General features: G+C 42.9%; 28 protein-coding genes. 4 read left to right on the top strand and 24 right to left on the bottom strand.

The annotated features are described in order from the left end of the window. Positions 1 to 9 precede the first annotated feature (9 nt). Positions 10 to 2,001 (bottom strand): excinuclease ABC subunit UvrB, encoded by a 1,992-nt coding sequence (gene uvrB / locus BMI76_RS03795; RefSeq protein ID WP_075346280.1) that lies wholly within the window; start codon positions 1,999 to 2,001, stop codon positions 10 to 12. Positions 2,002 to 2,159: 158 nt separating this feature from the next. Here uvrB and BMI76_RS03790 point away from each other — a divergent pair, with 158 nt between their 5' ends. Together BMI76_RS03790 and BMI76_RS03785 are read left to right on the top strand one after the other, a co-directional pair. Beyond that, entirely contained in the window at positions 2,160 to 4,352 is a 2,193-nt protein-coding gene (locus tag BMI76_RS03790) for an ABC transporter substrate-binding protein/permease (protein WP_075346279.1), read from the top strand. Then, a complete protein-coding gene (locus BMI76_RS03785) occupies positions 4,352 to 5,092 on the top strand; it encodes an amino acid ABC transporter ATP-binding protein (RefSeq protein WP_075346278.1) in 741 nt (246 codons plus the stop codon). The genes BMI76_RS03790 and BMI76_RS03785 overlap by 1 nt, the downstream gene beginning before the upstream one ends. Before the next feature lie 420 nt (positions 5,093 to 5,512). Here BMI76_RS03785 and BMI76_RS03780 read toward each other — a convergent pair whose 3' ends face one another. The 6 genes from BMI76_RS03780 to BMI76_RS03760 form a co-directional block, all read right to left on the bottom strand. Beyond that, entirely contained in the window at positions 5,513 to 6,166 is a 654-nt protein-coding gene (locus BMI76_RS03780) for an ABC-2 transporter permease (protein WP_075346277.1), read from the bottom strand. Then, a complete protein-coding gene (locus BMI76_RS03775) occupies positions 6,163 to 7,014 on the bottom strand; it encodes an ATP-binding cassette domain-containing protein (RefSeq protein ID WP_075346276.1) in 852 nt (283 codons plus the stop codon). The genes BMI76_RS03780 and BMI76_RS03775 overlap by 4 nt, the downstream gene beginning before the upstream one ends. A gap of 3 nt (positions 7,015 to 7,017) precedes the next feature. Next, positions 7,018 to 7,389 (bottom strand): GntR family transcriptional regulator, encoded by a 372-nt coding sequence (locus BMI76_RS03770; protein WP_075346470.1) that lies wholly within the window; start codon positions 7,387 to 7,389, stop codon positions 7,018 to 7,020. Between the two features lie 134 nt (positions 7,390 to 7,523). After that, the gene (locus BMI76_RS10640; RefSeq protein ID WP_142355036.1) at positions 7,524 to 7,685 is read right to left on the bottom strand and encodes a hypothetical protein; all 162 of its coding nucleotides are present in this window, start codon (positions 7,683 to 7,685) and stop codon (positions 7,524 to 7,526) included. Between the two features lie 557 nt (positions 7,686 to 8,242). Beyond that, the gene (gene obgE, locus BMI76_RS03765) at positions 8,243 to 9,553 is read right to left on the bottom strand and encodes a GTPase ObgE (RefSeq protein WP_075346275.1); all 1,311 of its coding nucleotides are present in this window, start codon (positions 9,551 to 9,553) and stop codon (positions 8,243 to 8,245) included. Positions 9,554 to 9,607: 54 nt separating this feature from the next. Next, positions 9,608 to 9,736: a DUF4044 domain-containing protein gene (locus BMI76_RS03760; protein ID WP_003087827.1), complete on the bottom strand. Its 129-nt coding sequence runs from the start codon at positions 9,734 to 9,736 to the stop codon at positions 9,608 to 9,610. A 182-nt stretch (positions 9,737 to 9,918) separates the two neighbouring features. Here BMI76_RS03760 and BMI76_RS03755 point away from each other — a divergent pair, with 182 nt between their 5' ends. Then, the gene (locus BMI76_RS03755; RefSeq protein ID WP_075346274.1) at positions 9,919 to 10,281 is read left to right on the top strand and encodes a thioesterase family protein; all 363 of its coding nucleotides are present in this window, start codon (positions 9,919 to 9,921) and stop codon (positions 10,279 to 10,281) included. Between the two features lie 83 nt (positions 10,282 to 10,364). Here BMI76_RS03755 and BMI76_RS03750 read toward each other — a convergent pair whose 3' ends face one another. The 3 genes from BMI76_RS03750 to BMI76_RS03740 all read right to left on the bottom strand — a co-directional run bounded on the left by BMI76_RS03750 (position 10,365) and on the right by BMI76_RS03740 (position 11,956). Beyond that, entirely contained in the window at positions 10,365 to 10,589 is a 225-nt protein-coding gene (locus BMI76_RS03750; protein WP_075346273.1) for a DUF4649 family protein, read from the bottom strand. Between the two features lie 27 nt (positions 10,590 to 10,616). Next, a complete protein-coding gene (locus BMI76_RS03745) occupies positions 10,617 to 11,459 on the bottom strand; it encodes an SDR family oxidoreductase (protein ID WP_075346272.1) in 843 nt (280 codons plus the stop codon). A gap of 86 nt (positions 11,460 to 11,545) precedes the next feature. Further along, positions 11,546 to 11,956, bottom strand: coding sequence for a thioesterase family protein (locus BMI76_RS03740; RefSeq protein WP_075346271.1), 411 nt, complete (start codon positions 11,954 to 11,956; stop codon positions 11,546 to 11,548). A 263-nt stretch (positions 11,957 to 12,219) separates the two neighbouring features. Between BMI76_RS03740 and BMI76_RS03735 the strand changes: the two genes are divergently transcribed. Further along, complete coding sequence (locus BMI76_RS03735) at positions 12,220 to 13,146, top strand: aldo/keto reductase family oxidoreductase (RefSeq protein WP_075346270.1); 927 nt, start codon at positions 12,220 to 12,222, stop codon at positions 13,144 to 13,146. A 357-nt stretch (positions 13,147 to 13,503) separates the two neighbouring features. Here the strand turns inward: BMI76_RS03735 and BMI76_RS10760 are convergent, their stop codons facing one another. From BMI76_RS10760 to BMI76_RS03670, 14 genes are all read right to left on the bottom strand, one after another. Beyond that, entirely contained in the window at positions 13,504 to 13,653 is a 150-nt protein-coding gene (locus BMI76_RS10760; RefSeq protein WP_180372826.1) for a hypothetical protein, read from the bottom strand. A 29-nt stretch (positions 13,654 to 13,682) separates the two neighbouring features. Continuing rightward, positions 13,683 to 14,156 carry a hypothetical protein gene (locus BMI76_RS03730; RefSeq protein WP_075346269.1) on the bottom strand — a complete coding sequence of 158 codons (474 nt, stop codon included), beginning with the start codon at positions 14,154 to 14,156 and terminating at the stop codon, positions 13,683 to 13,685. A 49-nt stretch (positions 14,157 to 14,205) separates the two neighbouring features. After that, positions 14,206 to 14,595, bottom strand: coding sequence for a PaaI family thioesterase (locus BMI76_RS03725; RefSeq protein ID WP_075346268.1), 390 nt, complete (start codon positions 14,593 to 14,595; stop codon positions 14,206 to 14,208). Positions 14,596 to 14,789: 194 nt separating this feature from the next. Next, on the bottom strand, positions 14,790 to 15,206 hold the full coding sequence (locus BMI76_RS03720; RefSeq protein ID WP_075346267.1) for a hypothetical protein: 417 nt from the start codon (positions 15,204 to 15,206) through the stop codon (positions 14,790 to 14,792). Between the two features lie 181 nt (positions 15,207 to 15,387). Beyond that, entirely contained in the window at positions 15,388 to 15,909 is a 522-nt protein-coding gene (locus tag BMI76_RS03715) for a nitroreductase family protein (protein WP_180372825.1), read from the bottom strand. Between the two features lie 308 nt (positions 15,910 to 16,217). Next, complete coding sequence (dltD, locus tag BMI76_RS03710) at positions 16,218 to 17,477, bottom strand: D-alanyl-lipoteichoic acid biosynthesis protein DltD (RefSeq protein ID WP_075346265.1); 1,260 nt, start codon at positions 17,475 to 17,477, stop codon at positions 16,218 to 16,220. Next, a complete protein-coding gene (gene dltC / locus BMI76_RS03705; RefSeq protein WP_075346264.1) occupies positions 17,470 to 17,709 on the bottom strand; it encodes a D-alanine--poly(phosphoribitol) ligase subunit DltC in 240 nt (79 codons plus the stop codon). Before dltC ends, dltD begins: the two co-directional genes overlap by 8 nt. Before the next feature lie 180 nt (positions 17,710 to 17,889). After that, positions 17,890 to 19,155 carry a D-alanyl-lipoteichoic acid biosynthesis protein DltB gene (gene dltB, locus BMI76_RS03700; RefSeq protein ID WP_075346263.1) on the bottom strand — a complete coding sequence of 422 codons (1,266 nt, stop codon included), beginning with the start codon at positions 19,153 to 19,155 and terminating at the stop codon, positions 17,890 to 17,892. After that, positions 19,152 to 20,690 carry a D-alanine--poly(phosphoribitol) ligase subunit DltA gene (gene dltA / locus BMI76_RS03695; RefSeq protein ID WP_075346262.1) on the bottom strand — a complete coding sequence of 513 codons (1,539 nt, stop codon included), beginning with the start codon at positions 20,688 to 20,690 and terminating at the stop codon, positions 19,152 to 19,154. Before dltA ends, dltB begins: the two co-directional genes overlap by 4 nt. Positions 20,691 to 20,703: 13 nt before the next feature. Then, entirely contained in the window at positions 20,704 to 20,826 is a 123-nt protein-coding gene (locus BMI76_RS03690) for a teichoic acid D-Ala incorporation-associated protein DltX (protein WP_075346261.1), read from the bottom strand. Then, on the bottom strand, positions 20,826 to 21,998 hold the full coding sequence (locus BMI76_RS03685) for a cell wall metabolism sensor histidine kinase WalK (RefSeq protein WP_075346260.1): 1,173 nt from the start codon (positions 21,996 to 21,998) through the stop codon (positions 20,826 to 20,828). Before BMI76_RS03685 ends, BMI76_RS03690 begins: the two co-directional genes overlap by 1 nt. Continuing rightward, positions 21,988 to 22,677, bottom strand: a complete 690-nt coding sequence (locus tag BMI76_RS03680) for a response regulator transcription factor (protein ID WP_075346259.1) — start codon at positions 22,675 to 22,677, stop codon at positions 21,988 to 21,990. The genes BMI76_RS03685 and BMI76_RS03680 overlap by 11 nt, the downstream gene beginning before the upstream one ends. A gap of 134 nt (positions 22,678 to 22,811) precedes the next feature. Then, positions 22,812 to 23,324, bottom strand: coding sequence for a GNAT family N-acetyltransferase (locus BMI76_RS03675; protein ID WP_075346258.1), 513 nt, complete (start codon positions 23,322 to 23,324; stop codon positions 22,812 to 22,814). Between the two features lie 31 nt (positions 23,325 to 23,355). Then, positions 23,356 to 23,450 (bottom strand): IS3 family transposase (locus BMI76_RS03670; RefSeq protein ID WP_142355034.1); only part of this gene is annotated, 95 nt, incomplete at its 5' end.

Genomic DNA, 23,450 nt, shown 5'->3' with positions numbered 1-23,450 from the left:
TTACCTCTCTTAATCCATCGCCTTCAGTTCCAGTACCATATCGCGGATCTCGGCGGCCAGCTCAAAGTCTAACAGTTCGGCGGCTTCCTGCATTTGCTTTTGCAGCTTCCTGATGGTTTCTTGGCGTTCAGATTTGGTCATAGCATTATAATCAACGGTTTCTTCTGCTACATCGCTGTCTGTGGATTTGCTGATGGCGATAAGGTCGCGAATATCTTTCTTGATGGTTTGCGGAACAATGCCGTGTTCTTCGTTGTAGGCCATTTGAATTTGACGGCGGCGGTGGGTTTCATCAATGGCATTTTTCATGGACTGGGTCATAGTGTCAGCATACATGATAACATGACCCTCGCTGTTGCGGGCAGCCCGGCCAATGGTCTGGATGAGACCGCGCTCATTGCGCAGGAAGCCTTCCTTGTCCGCATCGAGGATAGCTACCAAGCTGACCTCAGGTACATCGATACCTTCGCGCAGCAGATTAATCCCTACAAGCACATCAAAAACGCCCAGACGCAGGTCGCGGATAATCTCGGTACGTTCCAGGGTCTTGATGTCCGAGTGCATGTACTTGACCTTGATCCCCATTTCCTTGAGGTAGTCTGTCAAATCTTCCGCCATCTTCTTAGTCAGCGTGGTGATAAAGGTGCGCTCCCCTTTTTCGGCACGCTTAGTAATTTCACCCAGCAAATCGTCCATCTGCCCCATGGTCGGCCGCACTTCTACTTCCGGATCCAAGAGACCGGTCGGACGGATAATTTGCTCAATGACTGTGTCAGTCTGCGCAAGCTCGTAATCCCCCGGCGTTGCTGAGACATAGACAATCTGATGAACATGGCTTTCAAATTCTTCCCGGCGCAAGGGGCGATTGTCCAAGGCACTGGGGAGACGAAAGCCGTAGTTAACCAGCATCTCTTTACGCGAACGGTCACCATTATACATTCCTTTAATCTGCCCCATGGTCATGTGACTTTCATCAACCATAATCAGAAAATCCTCAGGGAAAAAGTCCAAAAGCGTGTAAGGCGGCTCGCCCTCACTTCTTCCATCCATATGGCGGGAATAGTTTTCGACGCCATTGGTATAGCCCATCTCCCGCAGCATTTCGATGTCGTAGTCGGTTCTTTGTTTCAATCGCTGCGCTTCTAAGAGCTTGCCCTCTGATTCAAAGAGCTTGAGCTGCTCTTTCAGCTCCTCTTGAATCCTTGCGATAGCAATTTCCATGTGCTCATCGTTGGTCATGAAGTGAGTAGCCGGGAAGATAGCTAGGTGGTCAACCTCACCGAGAACACGGCCGGTCAGACTTTCAATTTCACGAATGCGGTCAATTTCATCGCCGAAAAATTCCACACGAAAGGCGTGCTCATCACGGCTGGCCGGAAAAATCTCAACCACATCGCCGCGCACACGAAAACGGCCGCGCTGAAAATCAATGTCATTACGCTCAAACTGAATGTCCACCAAATCGTTTAAGAGCTGATCCCGGGAAATCTCCTGACCGGGCCGCAGGCTGACAACGCTGTCTGCATATTCCTTGGGCGAACCCAAACCGTAAATACAGGAGACAGACGCCACCACAATAACATCGTTGCGCTCGAGTAAGGATGAGGTCGCCGAGTGACGGAGTTTGTCAATCTCATCATTGACCGAGCTGTCTTTTTCAATGTAGGTGTCGCTAGATGGCACATAAGCTTCCGGCTGGTAATAATCGTAGTAAGATACAAAGTACTCAACCGCATTGTCAGGGAAAAACTCTTTAAACTCCCCGTAAAGCTGTCCGGCCAGAGTTTTATTGTGGGCGATGACTAGGGTTGGCTTATTGACCCTTTGAATAACCTGACTCATGGTATAGGTCTTACCTGTACCGGTTGCACCCATCAGGATTTGTGCCTTCTCGCCGCCTTCAATATTATCCACCAAAGCTTCAATGGCCTGCGGCTGATCGCCGGAAGGCTGGTATTTAGAAACTAACTTAAATCTATTGTTCTCAACTTTGTCAATCATGTTTTTACCTCTTTTTTATTCTAACATATTCTGATAAAAAATTAAGGGAGGAAGAACCTTACTATATATGTCAGAAAACCTAACACTACTTTAAATGAAAGTTGCCTAAATCCCTAATATTTGATATAATAAGGTAATTTTTATGAAGGAGTACGAACATGAAGCGAAAGATAATTGCTCTTATGACAGCATTTTTGACACTGGCTTTTATGTTTGGCGCAAAAGTTTCTGCTGATACGATTAAGATTGTCTCAGACTCCACTTATGCACCATTTGAATTTAAGGACAGTGACCAGGTTTATAAGGGCATTGATGTAGATATCATTAAAAAAGCGGCTGAAATCAGCGGCTGGGATTATAAGATGACCTTCCCTGGCTTTGATGCGGCGGTCAATGCCGTTCAGTCCGGTCAGGCCGATGCTTTGATGGCAGGGACAACTGTTACTAAAGAACGTAAGAAGGTCTTTACTTTTTCAGATACCTACTATGATACTAAAATTGTCATTGTTACCCGCAAAAAGGACAAAATTACCAAGTACAGCCAGTTAAAAGGAAAAACGGTTGGTGTCAAGAACGGAACAGCCGCTCAAAACTTCCTTGAAAAAAAGAAGGACAAATACCACTATAAAATCAAATCCTTTGACACTGGGGATTCTATGTACAACAGCCTAGAGTCGGCTTCTGTTGATGCGGTTATGGATGATAAGCCTGTTGCTCAATACGCTATCAATCAGGGGCAAAATCTCCGTATCGAAATGGAGGGTGAGCCTATCGGCAGCTTTGCCTTCGCCGTCAAAAAAGGCAGCCAGTATGAATACCTCATCAAAGATTTCAACAAAGCCTTAAAACAGATGAAAGCCGATGGGACTTATGATGAAATCATGAACAAGTGGATTTCTTCTAAGTCTGCTTCTGCTGATACCGCTAAATCGCAAAGCACCGGTACTGGCAATGCCAATGCAAAGGCAAAACCTGTTAAAAGCAGCTACAAAATTGTCATGGATTCTTCCTTTGCACCATTTGAATTCCAAAATGATGCCGGCAAATACGTAGGAATTGACGTCGAGCTGATCAAGGCCATTGCTAAACAGCAGGGCTTTAATATCAAAACCGAGAATCCTGGTTTTGATGCAGCTCTCAACACTGTCCAAGCCAGTCAGGCAGACGCTGTTATGGCAGGCATGTCCATTACCGATGAACGCAAGAAAATTTTCGATTTTTCAGATCCTTACTACACTTCAAACACCCTGCTTGCTGTCCGCAAGGGAAGCGACGTGGTGTCTTATAAGGATTTGAAAGGCAAAAAAGTTGGTGCCAAAAATGGAACTGCTTCTTATGCCTTTCTTGAAAAAAACAAAGACAAATACGGCTACTCATTGAAATCATTCGATGAAGCCTCAACCATGTACGACAGTCTGAATTCAGGTTCTATCTATGCCCTCATGGATGATGAAGCCGTACTTAAATATGCTATTAAGCAGGGTCGTCGATTTGAAACACCGATTCCGGGTGAAAAATCCGGCGAATACGGTTTTGCCGTTAAAAAAGGAAATAATCCTGAGCTCATTCAAATGTTTAACAACGGTTTGGCAGCTCTTAAAAAATCCGGTCAGTACGATAAGATTATCAATAAATACCTGTCTGATGATAAGCAAAAGGATTCATCAGCCTCAGCTGTTGATGAATCAACCATTCGGGGCTTGATTACCAACAATTATAAACAGCTCTTATCCGGCCTTGGAACAACCCTGAGTTTAGCTCTTCTGTCATTTGCTCTTGCTCTGATTGTCGGTATTCTCTTTGGTATGATGAGTGTCAGCCCTTATAAGGCATTGCGTGTTATAGCTGCCATTTTTGTTGATGTCGTTCGCGGTATTCCGCTGATGATTGTTGCGGCCTTTATCTTCTGGGGAATTCCTAACCTGATTGAGTCTGTTACCGGCCATCAAAGTCCAATCAACGACTTCGTAGCAGGTACCATTGCCCTGACCCTAAACGGCGGTGCTTATATCGCTGAAATCGTCCGCGGCGGTATCGAAGCTGTTCCAACCGGGCAAATGGAAGCCAGCCGCAGTTTGGGTATTTCCTACAAGACAACCATGCAAAAAATTATTTTGCCGCAGGCCTTCAAAATGATGCTGCCTAACTTCATCAACCAATTTGTTATCTCGCTTAAAGATACAACCATTATCTCAGCTATCGGACTGATTGAGCTTTTCCAAGCCGGCAAAATTATCATCGCCCGCAACTACCAATCATTCCGCATGTATGCCATTCTTGCTCTGATGTATCTTGTAATCATTACACTCTTGACACGTCTGGCAAAACGCTTAGAAAAGAGGATTAACTAATGACTGATTTAAAAATTGATGTTCAGGATTTGCATAAATCTTTCGGACAAAACGAAGTCCTCAAGGGCATTGATGTGCAATTTAATGAGGGAGATGTTGTCTGTATCATCGGCCCTTCGGGTTCCGGAAAATCAACTTTCCTCCGGACGCTGAACCTTCTCGAATCGGTTACCAGCGGCAAGGTCATCGTTGACGGTTATGAACTTTCAGATCCTTCTACCAATGTCGATAAGGCGCGGGAAAATATCGGCATGGTATTTCAGCACTTCAACCTTTTCCCGCATATGACCGTTCTTGAAAACATCACCTTTGCTCCGATTGAACTGGGGAAAGAGTCTAAGGAAGAAGCTCAAAAGCACGGCATGGAACTTTTGGAAAAAGTCGGACTGTCTGACAAGGCTCAGGCCTACCCGGACAGCCTGTCAGGCGGACAGAAACAGCGTGTGGCTATCGCTCGCAGTCTGGCCATGAATCCGGATATCATGCTCTTTGATGAGCCGACATCGGCTCTTGACCCTGAAATGGTCGGTGATGTTCTCAACGTTATGAAGGACTTAGCTGAACAAGGCATGACCATGCTGATTGTAACTCACGAAATGGGCTTTGCCCGCAAGGTTGCCAACCGCGTCATCTTTACCGATGGCGGACAGTTCCTCGAAGACGGTACCCCCGAAGAAATCTTCGATAACCCACAGCACCCGCGTCTCAAAGACTTCTTGGATAAGGTGCTGAATGTCTAATGTGTTAAGTTTATCTGTGACTAAAGTCACTAGCTAAACTACGCAAACTCCTATGGGACTTTGCTAAACACCTTACTAGTCAAACAACTTCGTTATTATCGAACTAAGTTGTTTTACATCGTAACATCAGCAAATGAATCTTTTATAGGTCCTAGTTATCAACGTCAGCCACTATAGTGGACTGACTAGCTCCCTTACTAAGTTAAAAAGCAAGACATTATCGGCCTTGCTTTTTAATTGTCGTAATTGCTTTGGTGCCGTGAAGGATAAGCTAACTTATCTGCGAAAAAATTCTATAGAACTTCAGCAGTAGTCAAGATGATTATACTGAATCTTGTGGCTAACATTATTTTGCAGATGATGGCGCAGCAATCATGGCTGCCTGTCCTACCCTCTTTTCATTCCTAGCTAACCTTATTGCTAAAACTCTTTAGCTTTCATAATGCCAATACTGACTTTTAAGGAAAAAGCTAAAATCAGCAGAGCTGCGAGAGTTAGTAAAGCGGCTAGTGCTTCTGCACTTAGAGCAGGCATCTGGGTGAGTAAATTTGCTAAGTCAATGTTAAACAACAGTTTAGCAGCTTTAAGAAGAACAATGCCCAGAACAACAAGCCCGGCAATGCTTGCAATCATAGCGATACGGCCTTTTTCTGCTCCAAATTTCAGCTGAATCGGGAGCATGATGGCTTGCATCATCACAACTAGGGGAAAAACAAAGATGGCTGTTATCACAATTTCTTTAACTGCCATTCCCCTTAAACTGGCAGCTACTATTGCCAAAAGGAGAGCAGCTACCCAAGAACTGAAGCTCAGCAGGACGGCCAGAATATACTTCTCAAGAGCATACTTCCCGCGGGTGAGAGGAAGGGTGAACAAAAAGGCACTTCCATTGTCGAGTTCATCATAGCTAGTAGTTGTTAGAGCAAATAAGGAAACGGAAAAAGTCATAAAATATAAAGGAAAAGCAATATCATCAGAAAAGCTAACCAACCCAATCACAACAGCCAGCAGCAAATAAAAGAAGGTTTTTTGCTGCCCTATCAATTTAAAATCTTTTATCAAAAGGCCCTTCATAATTTATCCCCCCTTATCATCAAGGTTGTCACCGTGTCAATGGTTCCCTTTTCAAGAGCAATCGTAGGATAGTTTTCCAAGTAAAATTGCTTTTGATTGGTCAGACAGCTATAACCAAATGTTCCTTTTTTAAAGCGAAGAATAAATGATTTATCCAGTTCAGCAAACTGTTCCTCTGTGACTTTCAGAACAGCATAATCACTCAGTAAAACATCCGTTTCTTCATGCAGAATAATCTGGCCTTCATCTATCATGTAGAGATCGTCGCACAGACTTTCTAAATCGCTTGAAATATGGGAACTGATCAAGATAGAGCGTCTGTCATCCTGCTCCATATAATCTCTCAGTAAATCCAGCAGTTCGTCTCTGGTCATCACATCCAGACCTGCTGTCGGCTCATCCAGTATTAGAAGTTCTGCTTGATGAGAAATAGCAACTAAGACCTTCAATTTGGCTTTCATACCTGTTGAGAAATCTTTTAAGAACTTCTCTTTTGGCAGCTGAAATCTATCGAGCTGTCTAAGAAAGAATGTCTTGTCAAAAGCCGGATACATAGCTTCTAAAATCGAAACAATATCTACTATCCGTAAATAGCCGCTAAATCCAGAATCAGAAAGCACCACACCTAGTTTTTCTTTGTCCTTAGCGGTCAAATTCCGACTATCTTTTCCAAACAGACTAATTTGCCCGCCATCCGTTGAAATTAAACCTAAGATGGACTTAAACAGTGTGGTTTTCCCAGAGCCGTTCTGTCCAATCAAACCAGTGATCATTCCCTCTTTTATTTCTAACGAAGCATTCAGAGAAAAGCGACCATATTGTTTCCTTACATCTTTGATTTTTAACATTGCTTAATCCTCCAAAATCAAATCAAATAAACTCCTGATCTCCTTATCGGAAAGGCCGTAACGCCGTCCTTTTTGAATGGCACGCTCAAAATCAGTTTCTACTTCTTTTTTCTGCTCTTCCAATAAGAGTGCCGGATTTACAGCAGCAACATAGCTGCCTTTGCCATGGACAGTGATTGTAAAACCATCACTTTCTAAAACATCATAGGCCTTTTTTACGGTCAGTGCACTGATTTTTAAATCCTTGGATAAGGAGCGAACGGACGGCAAGAGGTCATTTTTTTTTAACTGACCTGTTCGAATGCCTTTCTTTACTTGCTCCACAATCTGTTCATAGATTGGAACCATAGAAGAGTTATTAATTATTATTTGCATCATCTGAATGTCTTCCTTCTTGTTATAAACAGTATATAACAGTATATATCTCTTGTCAAGTGTTATATGCTGTTTATCGCAAATTTTTTTTTAAAAATACCAGCCTGATCTGAATATCAGGCTGGTATTTTGACTTATTCCGCTTTTTCTTTGGCCAATTTTTCGCGCTCCAAGCGCAGCTTGCGGTTGGGGTTGAGTTTATTGAAAAGTTTCTCTAATTTGTCAGCATTCCAGACATCAGCTGCTGATACAAAATTACCATCTTTATCTTTAAATGATATTGGTTTATCACCCATAATAAAACCTCCATCTTGATTGTGCTTAACGTTTTGTTAGTAGTGCTAAGGGTTGGCAGGCAATGCCCTAACAATTTTGCTTACTCATGAATCCATCCATCACGACGTGAAAAAAACGGTTCGATACTAAGCATTTTTCGAGCTAGTCAGTTGCTTAGCTATGCGGCCTAATAATTATCGCTTTTCACCGGATAACTTGCCAATAAAAAGCTTAATGTTACGACAGGCGGTCAGGTCAGTCCATTTTACTGACTTGACCGCATTAGTGATGCTGGTAGGCAGTCCTCTATCGATTTCAATTACTCATGCATCCATCACGACGTGAGAAAAACGGTTCGATATTAAGCATTTTTCGAGCTAGTCAGTCGCTTAGCTATGCGGCCTAATAATTATCGCCTTTCACCGGATAACTTGCCAATAAAATGCTTAATGTTACGACAGGCGGTCAGGTCAGTCCGTATTACTGACTTGACTGCCTTAGTGATGATGGTAGGCAGTCCGCCATAGCGGCTGCCGTTGCATATCAAGTACTTTAGTACTTAGATATGCTTCCAACATCAATCCACAAATTCAAATTCAAACTTGCCAATGCGGACAGTGTCACCGTCTCTGGCTCCGCGTTCGCGCAGAGCCTGGTCAACTCCCATAGCCCGCAATTGCCGGGAGAATTTCATGATAGCCTCATCGCGTTCCAAATTGGTCATGACAAAGAGCTTCTCTAACTTCTCACCCGAAAGTATCCAAGAAGCATCGTCTGCACGTGAAATATCAAAGGCTTTTTCTTCCTCGGCAAAACCATAATAAGCTTCTTCTTGCATGTCTGATTCATCATAAATCAAGAAGTCATCTGTCTGATCCAGAAGCTGGGCTGTTGCATCCAAAAGTGCATCCAATCCCTGATGAGCAATCCCTGAAATAGGAAAGATTAGCGGCTGCTCCTCAAACTCGTCATAGTTAGCAGCTAATTTTTCTTTGAATTTTTCAAGATTCTCCGCGGCCTGAGGCATATCCATTTTATTGGCAACAATAATTTGCGGGCGTTCCAACAAACGCAGATTGTAAGTTTCCAACTCCTTATTGATGGCCAAATAATCCTCATAAGGATCACGGCCTTCTGCCGCTGACATATCAATGACATGCAGGATAACACGTGTCCGCTCAATATGGCGCAGAAACTGTGTTCCAAGACCAACGCCTTGACTGGCTCCTTCAATCAAGCCCGGCAAGTCAGCCACTGCAAAGGATTCCCCGGATTTGGTACGCACCATGCCCAAATTGGGAACAATGGTTGTGAAATGGTAGGCTCCGATTTTAGGTTTGGCTGCTGTAATGACACTGAGCAGCGTTGATTTCCCAACGGAAGGAAAGCCTACCAGACCAACGTCAGCCAGAATTTTCAATTCCAAAGCCAGTTCACGTTCTTCTCCCGGTTCTCCATTTTCAGAAATCTCAGGAGCCGGATTGCGAGGTGTCGCAAACCGAATATTCCCGCGGCCGCCGCGGCCGCCGTGAGCCGCAATAAATTCCTGACCGTTTACAACCAAATCTGCAAGGACTTTGCCAGTTTCAGCATCGCGGACTGTTGTCCCCTGCGGCACATGCACATAGAGATCTTCAGCACCGCGGCCGTGCATCCCTTTAGTCATGCCTTTTTCACCATTTTTTGCCTTAAATTTGCGGTTGTAGCGAAAATCCATGAGGGTGCGAAGTCCCTCATCAACGACAAAGATGACATTGCCGCCGCGGCCGCCATCGCCGCCCCAAGGACCGCCATTAGCGACATATTTTTCACGGCGGAAAGCAACCATACCATCACCGCCGCGCCCAGCTTTTACCGAAACCTTAGCGGTATCTAAAAACATGCTCATAACTTTTCTACCTTATTGTAATTCGCTTAAAAAAACGCCCGTGAGCGTTTCTTTTTAAATAACGGCGCTAAGGGCACTGAGAACCAGTGCTCCAACAGTAACCAAAACCATAATGATAACGACAACTAAGGTCAGTTTTTCAAACGGTGTTTTCTTACGCGGTCCATTATCTCCAAAAGCCAATTTTTTTACCTCTTTCACAGCGTTTTATCTTATTTATCTTACCATGAATTGCAGGAATAAGCAAACAGCAAGTTATGGGAAACGCTTCCAGAAATTATTTGTGATTTCTAATTAAATGTGTTAAAGTTAGAATACAAGCTAACCATTAACGCTTTATTTTTCTTAAGCAAAAGGAGGCAGCCATGTCAATTTACAGTAAGTCTTATGTCACCACATCTGAGCATTCAGCTATGAACTGGGGTTCAGGCAGTCTTAACGTTTTGTCAACTCCCAGTATGATTGCTTTCATAGAAAATGCAGCTTTTTTGTATTGTGAAGAAGACTTAGATGTGTCAACAACAACGGTTGGTGCTCAAATTTCTGTTCAGCACTTAGCTGCTACTAAAATCGGAAAAACAGTAGACGTCAAAATCTTGGATGTTGAGAAAGACGGGCGGCGCTCCCATTTCAATATTGAGGTTTACGAGGGTGATAAACTCATTGGCAAGGGAGATCACACGCGCGTCACTGTTGATATTAAAAAGTTTCTTGATAAGTTAGATTAAAATCAAAAAGCGGGAAAATCTGTTCGGTTGAACACACGATTTTTCCGCTTTTGTTTTTTTCTTTTCAGCCAAGCAGCTAAGATTTAATTTGATTCAAACTGCCGCCAGTCCATCTGGCTGACTGTTCGGTATAAATCTCCCATCGCTCCTTTATAGCCAACATCCTGCCCCTTGTAGGTCAAAGACACAACTTGGTAAGAATCCGGCAGGGTCACACAGCCGCTGAGGGACAGCATAAATTCTTCAGGACTGTTAAAATGGCTTTCTCTTTTAGTTTGGTAAGCATCTAAATAAGTTAATACAATCATGAATGGTTCCTTTACAAAATCAACAGTTTATTTCAGGTCAGTTTTTTGACGCATTAATTGTTGCAAAGAGGTCGCCGGACGTCCGAGGACACGCTCAATATCAGAGGAGACCCCGGCTTGCTCTCCTTCTTTGATAGCTGTATAAGTACTGACCCAGGCATCGTATTCCCAGTCTTGCGCCGGCCAAGCCTTGCGTGACTGATAGGCTTCTTCAATCGTTTCATTGATATACGGAATGGTTTGACCTCTTTCTTTGCCGACAAATTGAACAATATCAGTCATGGACAAATCTTCTGGTCCGGTCATGTTTAATGTTTGATTTTTCCATTGATCAGGATCGGCTAAAATTGCTGCTGCCACTTCAGAAACATCCTGCCGAGCGACGGCAGATACTTTCCCATCACCGGCTGGTCCGCGAATTTCACCATTTTCTAAACACAGATCCAAAAAGAAATCCAAATAAAAATTATCCCGCAAAAAAGTATAGGCAAAGCCTTTTTCCTTGATGTAGTTTTCTGTCTTGGCATGATCGCGCGCTAAAGTAAAATCAGCCTCAGCATTGGCATTATAAAAAGAAGTATAAATAATATGCTTGACACCAGCCGCGTCAGCTGCATCGATAAAATCAAAATGCTGCTGCAAGCGATTGGGACTTTCTGAAGCAGATACCATCAATAAAGTATCAATCCCCTTTAGAGCTTTAATAGCTTCTGGAGAATTTTCAAAAGCAGCTCTGACAATTTCAGCATTGTCATAATTAGTCGCTTTTTGCGGATTTCGGGCAAGATGTCTGGCTGCAATTCCTTTTTTTGAAATCAGCTCAGCAGTTTTACCGCCTAATTTTCCTGTCACACCTGTAATAGCAATCATCGTAACGACCTCCTTTTAATCTTATAAACTTATTATAACATTGAAAGGTCAAAAAAGAGCGGTTTTAGTTTGGCAGGCAGTTACGGTCAAGACTGGCTGAGTTCTGATAACTTGCTGTAAAAGTCAGGATATTCTTTTTTGATATTGACAAAGCTGCCGCTTTGAGCTAAAAAGCTGTGTTCAGACTGAGCCTGGCAGACAGTTTCACCTTTTTGATTGGTCATTTGGTAGTGAAAAACCAATCGCGCAGCTTTAACCTTCGCTACAGTAATGACAATAGCAATCTCATCCGCAAAGGTTGATGTCGCTAGATAGTGACAGCTGACTGAAACAACCGGAGAGATGATGCCTTCTTCTTCCAATTTATCATAGGGCCAGCCGATTTCTGTCAAAAAATGAACACGCGCCTCTTCCATCCAGCGAATATAATTGGAATGATGGGTAATGCCCATGCGATCCGTTTCATAATATTGAACCAAGTGCTTATATGCTGTCATGTCAGCTCCTTTCACAAATAACAATAATACATTGACACCTGTCTAAGATAAGATCAGAAAACCATCCCAAGCATCAGCAAGCAGGGCAGCTTTTTCAGCTTTCTTGCAACAGGATTGGGGTGTGCAGGTTGAAGCGCCGCATATCAATCCCTCCTACTGACATTATAGCACAGCATTCATGCTGGCTATCGTATTTAAAAAATGGAATGGATTTATTATAAATGATATACTTATTTTATCAAAATAACTCTGGAGGTTGTGTCATGAAAACAATCAATGTTGTAAACGGTCCGCAGGACGCTGCTGCTATTATCCTTGGCTGCATGCGCATGCCGGCACTTTCTGTCGAAAAGGCTGCAGAGATGATTCAGACCGCTGTCGAAAACGGTGTGAATTTCTTTGACAATGCCACCTGCTATGGCAGTGGCGAGGCTGAAACCCGCTTTGGTGACGCTTTTGCTTTGACTGGCATTAAACGCGAGGATGTCATTATTCAGTCCAAAGTCGGGCTCTGCTTTGAGCGCAATGAATTTGACTGGACCAAGGAAAATATTCTCTCAAGTGTTGATGACAGTTTGCGCCGCATGAAGCTTGACTATTTGGACGCTGTCTTGCTGCATAGGCCTGATCTGATCTTTGATCCTGAGGAAGTCGCGCAAGCTTTCGATGAATTGGAACAAAGCGGAAAAGTGCGCCATTTCGGTGTCAGCAATGTGCCGACGCTTCAGATGGAGCTGCTCAAAAAATACGTTAAGCAGCCGCTTGTTTTCAATCAGCTGCAGCTTTCTTTGGAACAATCTCAGCTCATTGATCAAGCTCTCTACGTCAACAATAAAACAACCGATATGTCTATTGACCGCGACAACGGCACGCTAGACTACTGCCGTTTGAACGACATCACTGTTCAAGCTTGGTCTCCGCTCCAATACGGTATGTTTGAAGGCAGCTTTATAGACAGCCCTAAATTCCCAGAACTCAATCAAGCCCTGCAGGAACTGGGCGATAAATACGGCGTATCCAAAGCCGCTGTAGCTATCGCTTGGATCCTGCGCCATCCGGCCAAAATGCAGGCTATTGTCGGAACCATGAATCCCAAGCACCTCATTGATGTCTGTGCAGCAGCCGATGTGGAACTGACTCACCACGAATGGTATCAGCTCTATCTGGCAGCCGGCAAATTTTTACCTTAATAGCTAAAGAGAGTGGGGCACACTCTCTTCAGACTGTAGACAAATCTCCATTTGTCTACCTTGATCAGCAAAAAAGTCTGCAGACTACCATATAAATTCCACAAACACAGACGAGTTAGATAAAGGATACTTCCGCCGTGATGAAAGTGTCAGAAATGGTGAATTTTAGCCAATTCTGACACTCGGAAACTTTGAGACCGTGGCTCAAAGTTTAGGCATGGAATTCCCTAGGAAGTCGCTGCCGTCCGACATCATCTAAGGAAGTATCAAAGAAAAGACTTTTTCTTCAAGCTAAAGCAGGAGCACCTGCTTTTTTTGTGCATGAAAAAGTTTTCAGACAGCCCGCAGCAAAACTTCTTATTGAGTCTTGGACTGAGCCTGACAGACAGTTTCTCTCTTTTGATTAGTCATGTCATAATGAAAAACCAGCCGCGCAGCTTTAACCCTCGCTACAGTAATGACAATAGCAATCCCATCCGCAAAGGTTGAGGTCGCTAGATTCAGCAATTATTCTGTTATTTCTGCCCAAGCCATTTTTAATCATGACCATAGCTGTAAAGCCGCCAAGAGCCGCCTTTTTTCCGGACTAAAATCCAATTCCAATGACTGTAATGACTATTAGCACTAAAACCTTCATCAGGACAGCCGTCGGTGCTGAAGCTTGATTGGTAAACAATGCACTCATCATAGGTCTTGGAAACATCTTTCTTAGCATACTTCTCCTTATACCTGTCAGTATCCATCTGTTTTTTTGATGCTAACATTTCCAGAGATGTTTTATCTGAAGTATAGTTCAATGTTTCCAGACGGCAGCCATTAAAGGTAATGAAATTTCTCCTTATCAGATTAGCAGCCGCTTTTCGATCTTTTAGGGTGTAGATTTTAGAGTGTCCGTAGCTGATTTTGGCATGCAGGGCATTTCCCGGCATTCCCCACCCTATAATATAGATACCTCCAGCTAGAACAATGACAAGAAAAATAGCTGAAATCCAGATCATTATTTTTTTCATCAGATTATTCTCCCATTGGCATGCGCTTTATTGATGGCAAAATAAACGGTCAATCATTCGCGCGCTCACCTGTGACAAACATGGTAAAGGTAGCCTTGGCCACTTCTTGTTCCAGCTGATTGGTGACGGTGACATCAACGACTTTTGTTGTCCGGCCGTCATGGACACAGCGCCCGTCAATCAATAATGTATCTCCCAGCCTTCCAGATTTTAAATAATTAATGCTGGACTGAAGCGTCACCGCATCAAAGCCGGTCGAAATCGAAACCAAGCCGCTGATTTGGTCACACAGGGTAAAGATATAGCCGCCATGGGCAAAACCGTAGTAATTTAAAGATTTATCCACTACTTCTGTCGTCACCACCACATGGCCTTTGTCAAAAGAAACCATATCAAAATTTTCAAATACGCGAATTTCGTGCAAATGTTTATCAGTCATTCGTTTTCCTTTCAGTATTCTAACATTCAAACGGTCCATTGCCCTCATCATCAATCAGTTGAAACAGCAGCTCTCTTGCTTTCCTCAGACTTTCAAACTGAGGGCTGTGTTGCTGTATTTTTAAATAAGCAACAGACTTCCGTCTCTTCAGTAAAGCTAGACCAGTTAAACCTATTTGCTTCATCAGTAATTGCTTAAGATTTCCGTCTGACTGCAGCAATGACAATAACTATTGTAAGAATAGCTATAACTCCCATCACAAACGGTCCCACTTCCAAAAGAGGAACAGCTCCTACCATGCCAGATTTCAGCATAATCCCAACTATATCCCATAAACAGACAGCTAATGATATAAGTGAAAGGAACAGATTGGCCCTTGCCACTGTACGGCTCATCGGCTTCTTAACGGAAGTCAGCAAACAGATTAAAAGAATAAAAGCAAAACAAGCGCCGCAAATGATGCCGTTTTTCTGGTAGCCATAAAAAATCTTATTCGGAAGGTCCCCAGGCGGTATACTGCCCATATAGACACCTGACCATGGTAGAAGACAGGACAGCATGCCGGCCACTGAAAGACCAACGAGATAGATTTTACTGTTTATTTTTTTCATCAGCAAACCTCCTTGATTCTTCACGACCTCTGATGACTAGCTTTGCTTTTATTATAACACTTTTTCAGAAGAAGGCTCGGCTTATTATCGCATCTTACCATTAAATAGACAAAGAGCAAGTATCTGCGGAAGTCTTCCTGCAGAGATACCTGCTCTTTTTTTGATATGAACCAATCGGCAGTTACAGTATTTCCACTGCAAGCCTTTTTTCTTTTTCAACTGTCATCTGAGATTCTGCATGTCCTACCGCAACGATAACAAGAGGTTTAAAGCCATCTCTGATATTCAGTTTTTCCAGTAGTTCCTGCTTATCCTGTATAACAGCTGGAACAGACATGATGAAAACTGAAGCCAGTCCCATATCTGTCGCCGCCAGCATAATATTTTCAGCTGCAGCAGACACATTACAATGAGAAATCATGGGAACCTGCTCATTGATTTTTGCACTGAGTATCATTAATGTTGGTGCCTGATAAGTCGGGTGGTCTCCCATCCTAGGCATACCATGTGCAGCGGCTGCTTCAATAGCTTCAAGATTTTCTTGACTTTGTACAACAGTCAGCTTCAGTCCGCTGTAATCACCCATTCCAGCTGGAGCTGCGTTAGCTGCTTGAATCAAAGCTTGCGTCTCTGCATCTGTAAGCTGTGTCTTTGTAAACTTCCGGCAAGCATAGCGGCTTGTGATTGCTTCCATTGTATTCATCGATTTTCCCTCCTTTAAATCATGATTTGCCTTTTTGGCATCCAACCGACCCAGCATAAAGTTCAAATGAATCGCTTTAAAATCTCCGCTGGTTAGCAGTTAAACCTAAAGCAGTCAGATTTGTCACCTTAGCTGAAATCGATTTCAGCTAACTTTATTATAGCACTTTTGGGAGAGATAGAAGAAATTTCGATGCTTTAGACTTTAGCAGCAATCATGGCTGTCTTCCCCACTCCATTTATTAGTCTCATATTGTACAGAAGTATGCTTTTTTAATAGCTATCAAAGCAGCAATCTTATCAGCCAGTCTAAAATTTATCCGGCTGCCCCGTAAAATTAGCCCAGTCTTTGTTCAGGAAGCGATTGTTAATCGTATAGGCGGGAGCATCTTCCTCTTTACTGAGAAAGGAGTTAACCTCCTTATCCAGTGCCAGCCAGCCGTTCCAGCCTATGTGGATGGTGTCCTGCATGAAGTAGGGTTTGCTGCCGTCTTTTGAAAAATCAGCAATGTTAGTGAAACCTTGGCTCTGCAGCTGATACTTAATCTTGGCAACAGCTTTTTGATACATAGTCTGGTTAAGTCCTGTGAAAGCAGCCCACTTACTGTTAACAGGCGGAATAACAAAGAGAACATTAGTATGGGTTTTCGCAAATTGGTCCAATACCAGCTGTAAATCATTGTACTCAGGAGATTTAATATAATCAAAATACTTTTGCGACCCTTGCAGTCTTTTAAGCTGATGCTGCACACGCATGCTGTAGAAAGTATTTTCAATCCCAAACCTATTGTTAGACGTTGATTTTTCCCCTTCTTCAGTAGCTAGCCGTTTCAATGCAGCATAGGAAAAATGGGAGGGTAAATCAGCCGTCTGGGATAAAACCTTTTTCTTATAGTCATCAAAAAATGACAGATCACTGAAAAAAGCATCTTCTTTAGCTAACATTTTCTCTTTTAAAGCCAGCCAAGACTGGTCGGAAGAGTTTATTTCTTTTCCTTTCGCTGTTTTTTGCGCTAAAGGTTTAAATTCTGAATCTGGATAGAGTTGCAGAAAACGCTTAGCAGCATAGCGATCATAAGGACTGCCGGTCTGATTCTGCAAAAAATCAACGAACTGGCTGCTGCTAAAATAATTTTGAAAAGCGTGAGAATTGGCTCCCTCAGGCACAAACCACTGTGGTGAGATAATATAGACAGCCTGCTTATTTTCAAGTTCTTTGCTAATCTGCTGAATACCAAAGTAATGTGTCAGAGAGGCCGCCCCTTTTTGTCCCAATAGATAAGGCCTGTAATTACGATGATAGGCCTGAGCTAAAACTGACGGATGCATCTTGTCCAGCCGCGACAGCTCACTTGAGCCAAAAAAGGGGACAAAGCGCTGCTTAGGGTCTGTCAATGCGCGAACTTTTTTATATTTGCTTTTAAAACTAGTTTTAGTCAGAGCCACTGCATCCTTTTTTTCAGCCGTCAAGGAGTACTTTACAGCTATAGGATGAAAAATAATGAGAGTTAGGGCTAACAGCAGAGCGCAAAAAACAGGGCCTAAAATCTGCCAGAGGCGTTTAAGCATGGTTCAGCTCCTTTATTCCGGCGATGATTTTATTGGCAGTGTTCCAGTCATCACGGCCAAATTCTGATACGGGAATTGTAATATTAAAACGGCTTTCCAGCTCTACAATCAACTCAACAGTTCCCATACTGTCAAGCACACCCGCATCAAACAAATCTTCATCCATCATGTCAGAAACATCTTCCATGAAAAGATCATCAATAATTGCTAATACTTCTGATTTTACATCCATTGTCAGTCACTCCTTTAATTAAGATACAAAGGGCGTTAAGAACGCAAAGTCAAAATAGGAAAAAGCCGAAGAGTCCTCAAGACTCTAGGATTTCTATCTTTTTGACACAGCGTTTAGCCCGTGTTCAGTTGGTTAAGATACAAAGCCCGTCACCCAATGATTAGTGTCGGGAGATAAAGTCTACGGTTTTATCAGTGGTTTTGGAAACCAGAGCTGGTCTAAAAATCCTGAAAATATCAGGAAGGACAGCATGACGGTATTAAAGGTAATGATGATACCCAGAGCCTTGGTCCATTTGTTGTCCGGAAGCGGCTTTTGTCCTTTGTTTTTTCGTTCCTTGTTGATTGTTTTCTTCTTGCGCAGCCACCAGTCATTGATGACCAGACCAAAGCCGTGGAAAAGCCCATAAGCAATATAATACCAAGTCACCCCATGCCAGAAGCCCATGATGAGCATATTGATGATATAGGCAACACTTGATGTCACATTGCGGTTTTTGAAAACTTTGTTTTTGACCATAACCTTAACCAGACGCATAAAGACAAAATCTCGGAACCAAAAGGATAAACTCATGTGCCAGCGATTCCAGAATTCTTTCAAATCACGTGATTTGAACGGCTGATTAAAATTGGCAGGACTCTTAATGCCCATAAGGTTGGAAATGGCTAAGGCAAACATACTGTAACCTGCAAAGTCAAAGAAGAGATCCAAACCGTAAGTATACATAACACCGAGTGCCGGCAGATTAAAAATACCGCCGCGCTGCAGAGCCATTACCTTGATAGGATTCATGAGCACCTGCCCAAAAATATAGGCTAAAATAAACTTATAGAGGAAGCCTAGCATGATATAGCGAACAGATTGTTCCAACATATCCAGCAATTCTTCACGCTCAGGGATAGTCTCATAGTCTTCATTAAAACGTCTGAAACGGTCAATTGGTCCGCTGGAGAAAGTCGGCATGAAGAGCAGAAAACGCAGGAATTGCCAAAGACTGAAGTCTGTCAGTACCCCGTCATGCAGCTCCATAATTATGCCCACCGCACGAAACGTCAGATAGGAAATTCCTAAGAAGCCAAAGAGCGAGGATCGATTTCCCACTTCAATCAGTGGGCTGATTTTCACAAAAACAAGAGGAAAAACAGATAGAAATACCCACAGATAGAAAACCCATTTATTATCACGCATCCTGCGGTAAAACTTGTAGCTGCAAACCAGCACACTCTGCCAGATGACGTAAGCTAAGAGCGAGGCCAGCTGATGGAGATTTTTGCCTGTCAGCATGAGCACAATAAAGGCCAGGCTGACCAGGGCTTCATAAACTGGAAAACGTTTCTTGAAAAAAAGACCGACAAAAATGGGCGTAACTGCCGCAATCAAATAGATAAAGTACTGGGGATTGCTGTAGGCCGCTAAGTGAGGCAGCTGATGGAGAAAGTCAATCATCGGCTGTTTACCTCACTCATCAGACCATTGATGTCAATCTTGCCATTTGGCGTCAGCGGCAGACTGTCGCGGTAAAGAAACTTAGATGGCATCATATAGTCCATCATGATGTCTTTCAAATCTGTTTTGATAGCCTTGGTTAGATCCAATTCCCGGCTGAACTGCTTGCCGGCACCTTTTTTAAGAATGACATAGGCTAAAAGATTTTGTACCTTGTGATCTTTATTATACCGGGGCACAGCGACAGCTGACTTGACGTAACGGGATTTATTAAGATTTTGCGATACCTCTTCCAGCTCAATGCGGTAGCCATTAAATTTTATTTGGAAATCCAGACGGCCTCCGTAAAGAAGCAGACCTTCCTCAGTCATGCTGCCCACATCACCAGTGTGGTAGGCAGGCAGACCGTCAAATTCAAAGAAAGCCGTCTCGGTGCGTTCCGGATTGTTGAAATAGCCTTTGGACACGGCAGGACCCGTTACGATGATTTCACCCTGCTGCCCATGGGGCAGCTCCCTGCCCTCTTCGTCAATGATAAAGGTTGGTGAGTCAGGCTTAGGGTAACCAATTGGCAGACGCTGACAGCTTTTTAGCATCTCATCAGTCACTGCAAGAGCTGACAGCGCAACAGTTGCTTCCGTCGGACCATAGGAATTAACGATACGGGCTTTCGGAAACCGCTCGTGCAGTTTTTGCGCTGTCCTGACGGTCAGTTCTTCTCCGCAGAAATAAAAATGAGTTAAGTGCGGCAAAGTCTCAGCATTGAAGTCGTTTGACAGCATGGCCATGTCTACAAAGGACGGCGTTGATGTCCAGACTTGGATAGGCATTTGGTTGATAGTGTCAAAGAGGTACTTGAAGTCTGTTGTCAGTTCTTTTGGCAGGGCAAAAAGCGTACCTCCTTTAGCCAAGGTCGGTGCCCAATACATGACCGACAGGTCAAAAGAATAAGGCGGCTGCGCCAGCATCTGCGGTTGATCTGGCACCGAAAAAGCTTCTGCTGAAATTATCCAATTAGTAAAACTGAGCAGATTGTCGTGAGAAATTTGCACTCCTTTAGGTTTGCCAGTCGTGCCGGAGGTAAAGATAATGTAGTAATTATCGTCACCCTTGACAGAGTGCGTCAGCTCATAAGAAGTCTTTTGTGCAAAAATATCCTTTAACTGCGTCAGCTCAATGACAGGAATAGCCTTAACAGCCAAGGGAAAAGTCCCAACGGAAATAATGAGACTGGGCTTTGCTATTTCCATAATGGCCTCAATGCGCTCTAAAGCTGAATGCTGATCCACTGGAATATAAGCGTGACCTGATTTTGTCAGCGCCACAAAACTAGCCAGCATTTCATACTCCTGACCGCCAAAGACCAATACAGGTGACTTGGCTGGCAGCTTCACAACATCAATGTAAGCCGCTAAGGAATCAGAGTCAGCCTTCAAGTCCCCATAAGTGTGAACCTCTCCCAAAATATTATAAACGGGAAAATCTCCCTGCGATTGAGCCAGATGCTCAAGATTGTCAATCATATCATGCAGCATACATCGATCCTTTCTAGAATTCATTATAGATAAAGTTACCTTTGCCATGACCCAGATAACTGAAAAAATAAATTAAAATTAAGAAAATCAAAGCATAAACGAATGTTCTCAGTACAAATTGAACAAATGGTTTCATTAATTAACTCCTTGCGTGATTGGCAGCCGCACTTCCAAAATCATTTCTCCTTTATCCTGCCAAGCCCTCACCTGTCCTTGATGATGCTTAACGATTCCCTTAGCAATGGCTAAACCAAGCCCAAAACTAGATGTGCTGTGGCGAGAGCCTTCTGCCTGATAAAAACGTTCAAACAGATTGTCCATGACTTCTTTTGAATAAATCTGACTTGGATTCGATACTTGCAAAACAGCCGTCTTCTTCACTTGTGCCAAGCTGATATGAATGGTGCTGTTAGCCAGAGAATATTGGATGGCATTGTCCAGTAAGATGGTAATTAATTGCTTTAATTGTGACTCCTCACCCAGGATCCAAACACCATCAGTTATTTGAGAATCAATCAGTTTGCCCTCTTCATAAGCCAGACTTTCATAGCTGAGAATCATCTCCTCACAGATTTTCGACAAATCGACCCTGGTAAAATTAGCCGTCTGCTTAGTCTCATCCAATTTGGAGAGGCCAAGCAAGTCCTGAACTAAATGCTCCATTCGCTTGGTTTCTGAAAGAATGTGATCCAAGTAACGGTTGGGTTCGATTTGATTTTGCAGCACTTGAGCATTGGCCCGAATAGCTGCAATAGGGGTTTTTAATTCATGGCTGGCATCAGAAACAAACTGCTTTTCCCGATCGATAGCATCCTTAGCTGGCTGAATAATAAAGCGCGACAGATAAATACTGACACCCGTCAGAAGCAAAAAGTCAAAAACAGTGAAGAGAGCCGTCAGCAAAAGCTGCTCAGATGAGCTCGAATAGCTGTTTAAATCAATGAAGGCCAGCTGCCAGACGCCCTCTTTCTTTTCTTGTAACGAATAAACATAGTGCCGCCACTTCCAGCCTTTTTTATTTCTTTTCAGCAGAGAACGGCTCACTTCTTTTACAGCCTTGTCAGCTAGTTCTGTCTCATTGACAATAATAGCGGCCTCCCCGTCTTCCCTGACAGTGACCATGGCAATAGCTTCATCAGAGTAATCTTTGACATAACCATTTTTAGCCACAATTTTAACAATTCGGTAAGTATCGTAATAATCCCAATAGCGGTCATAATGATTGCTGATAAAAAACAACAGGAGAATAACCGCTGCCAGCAAAGACATGGTGATAATAACAAATTGCTTTCGCAGATTACTTAGCATACTTTTTAGAATCCTCCTCCAAAGAATAACCAACTCCTTTAGTTGTTTTAATTTCCACATCGGCCTTTAAAAAGCGGAGCTTTTTTCTTAAAAAGGAAACAAAAACTTCCAGCTGATTATATTCCGAACCATCCATTGGCCCCCAAACTTTAAGAATCAGCTGATTTTTAGGGATAATTTGGCTGGGATTCCGCAGCAGAGCTTCCATTAGCAGAAATTCTTTATTGGACAGCTTAACCTCATGGTCATTGGCACTTAACTCGCGTTTATCCAAATTCAGCATAATATTCCCCAGCTTTAAATAGTTAACGTTTAAGGCGGAAGACTGGCGGGTTCTTGCGCGAATGCGTGCCAGCAGCTCATCCGCTTCAAAAGGCTTTGTTATATAATCATCTGCTCCTAAATCAAGACCAGATACCCTATCATCCAGCTGAGACTTAGCTGTCAGGAAAATAATAGGAACTTCTGAGCCCAGCTGACGAACTCGTTTCAAGACTGTCATACCATCCATCTTAGGCAGCATAATATCCAGCAAAACTAAATCATAAAGTTCCGTTAAAATATAATCCATTCCCATTTCACCGTCAAAAGCTAAATCAACATCGTAATGAACCTCTTCCAAGATAGCTTTTATAGCTTCTGCAATACCTTCTTCATCTTCAACAACTAAAATTCGCATACACTTCTTTCCCTTATCTTTTAAAATCTGTTGTTATTTAGTATAAACCATTAGGATTGAATTAACCTTGAAATCCTAAATTATTTTTAAAAATAGATAAAACAGCAGGCAAGCTGCGCTGCTGTTTTCATATCTCAGAGTTTATGCTGTATTTTTTTCTGAAATCTAAACATGCCGTCCGCAAACTGTTCATCTTCTGGTTTATGCCTGTCGTCAGGATCATTAGGATTAAGATGGTGGCTGTTAAAAAATTCAATAATATGAAAACCACAGCGATTGACATAAAAATGGATGTTTCTCGTTTCAAAATAAGGAGTCACTGTTTCCCAAACCTTCACCTCGGGGAAAAGCCGCTCTACCTCGCACCAAGCAGCATAGCCAATCCCTTTACTGTGAAAAGCAGGCGCTGTAAACAGCAAGTCAAGTTCACCCTGCTGACCATCCACTCGGACGACCAAACCGCCGACTTTCTTACCCTTCCATAAAATTCTGTACGCCTGACCGCTGTCAATTGAGTTAACAATGGTCTCCCGTGAGATAATCTCTCCATCTTCTTCAAAATGATCATCTCTTCTGCCAAACTCTTCCAGCGCTCCATAGTTAAACGCTTCTTGATTGTCACGAATAAATTGCTCCTTGTCCTCCATGTACTGACCCCAAAAAGTTGGACAAGAACTATTATTGAAAGGATTTGGTTCTGTATTGAACAGGGCTAAATCCTTTTAATTTTGTCTTAATGCGTTTGTGATTGTAATAAAAAATATAGTCTGTGA

Origin of the sequence: Streptococcus sp. 'caviae' (assembly GCF_001937065.1) — a bacterium.
Lineage (GTDB): Bacteria > Bacillota > Bacilli > Lactobacillales > Streptococcaceae > Streptococcus.
The sequence above is the reverse complement of the archived record's forward strand: the minus strand, read 5'-3'. Positions and strand labels throughout refer to the sequence as shown.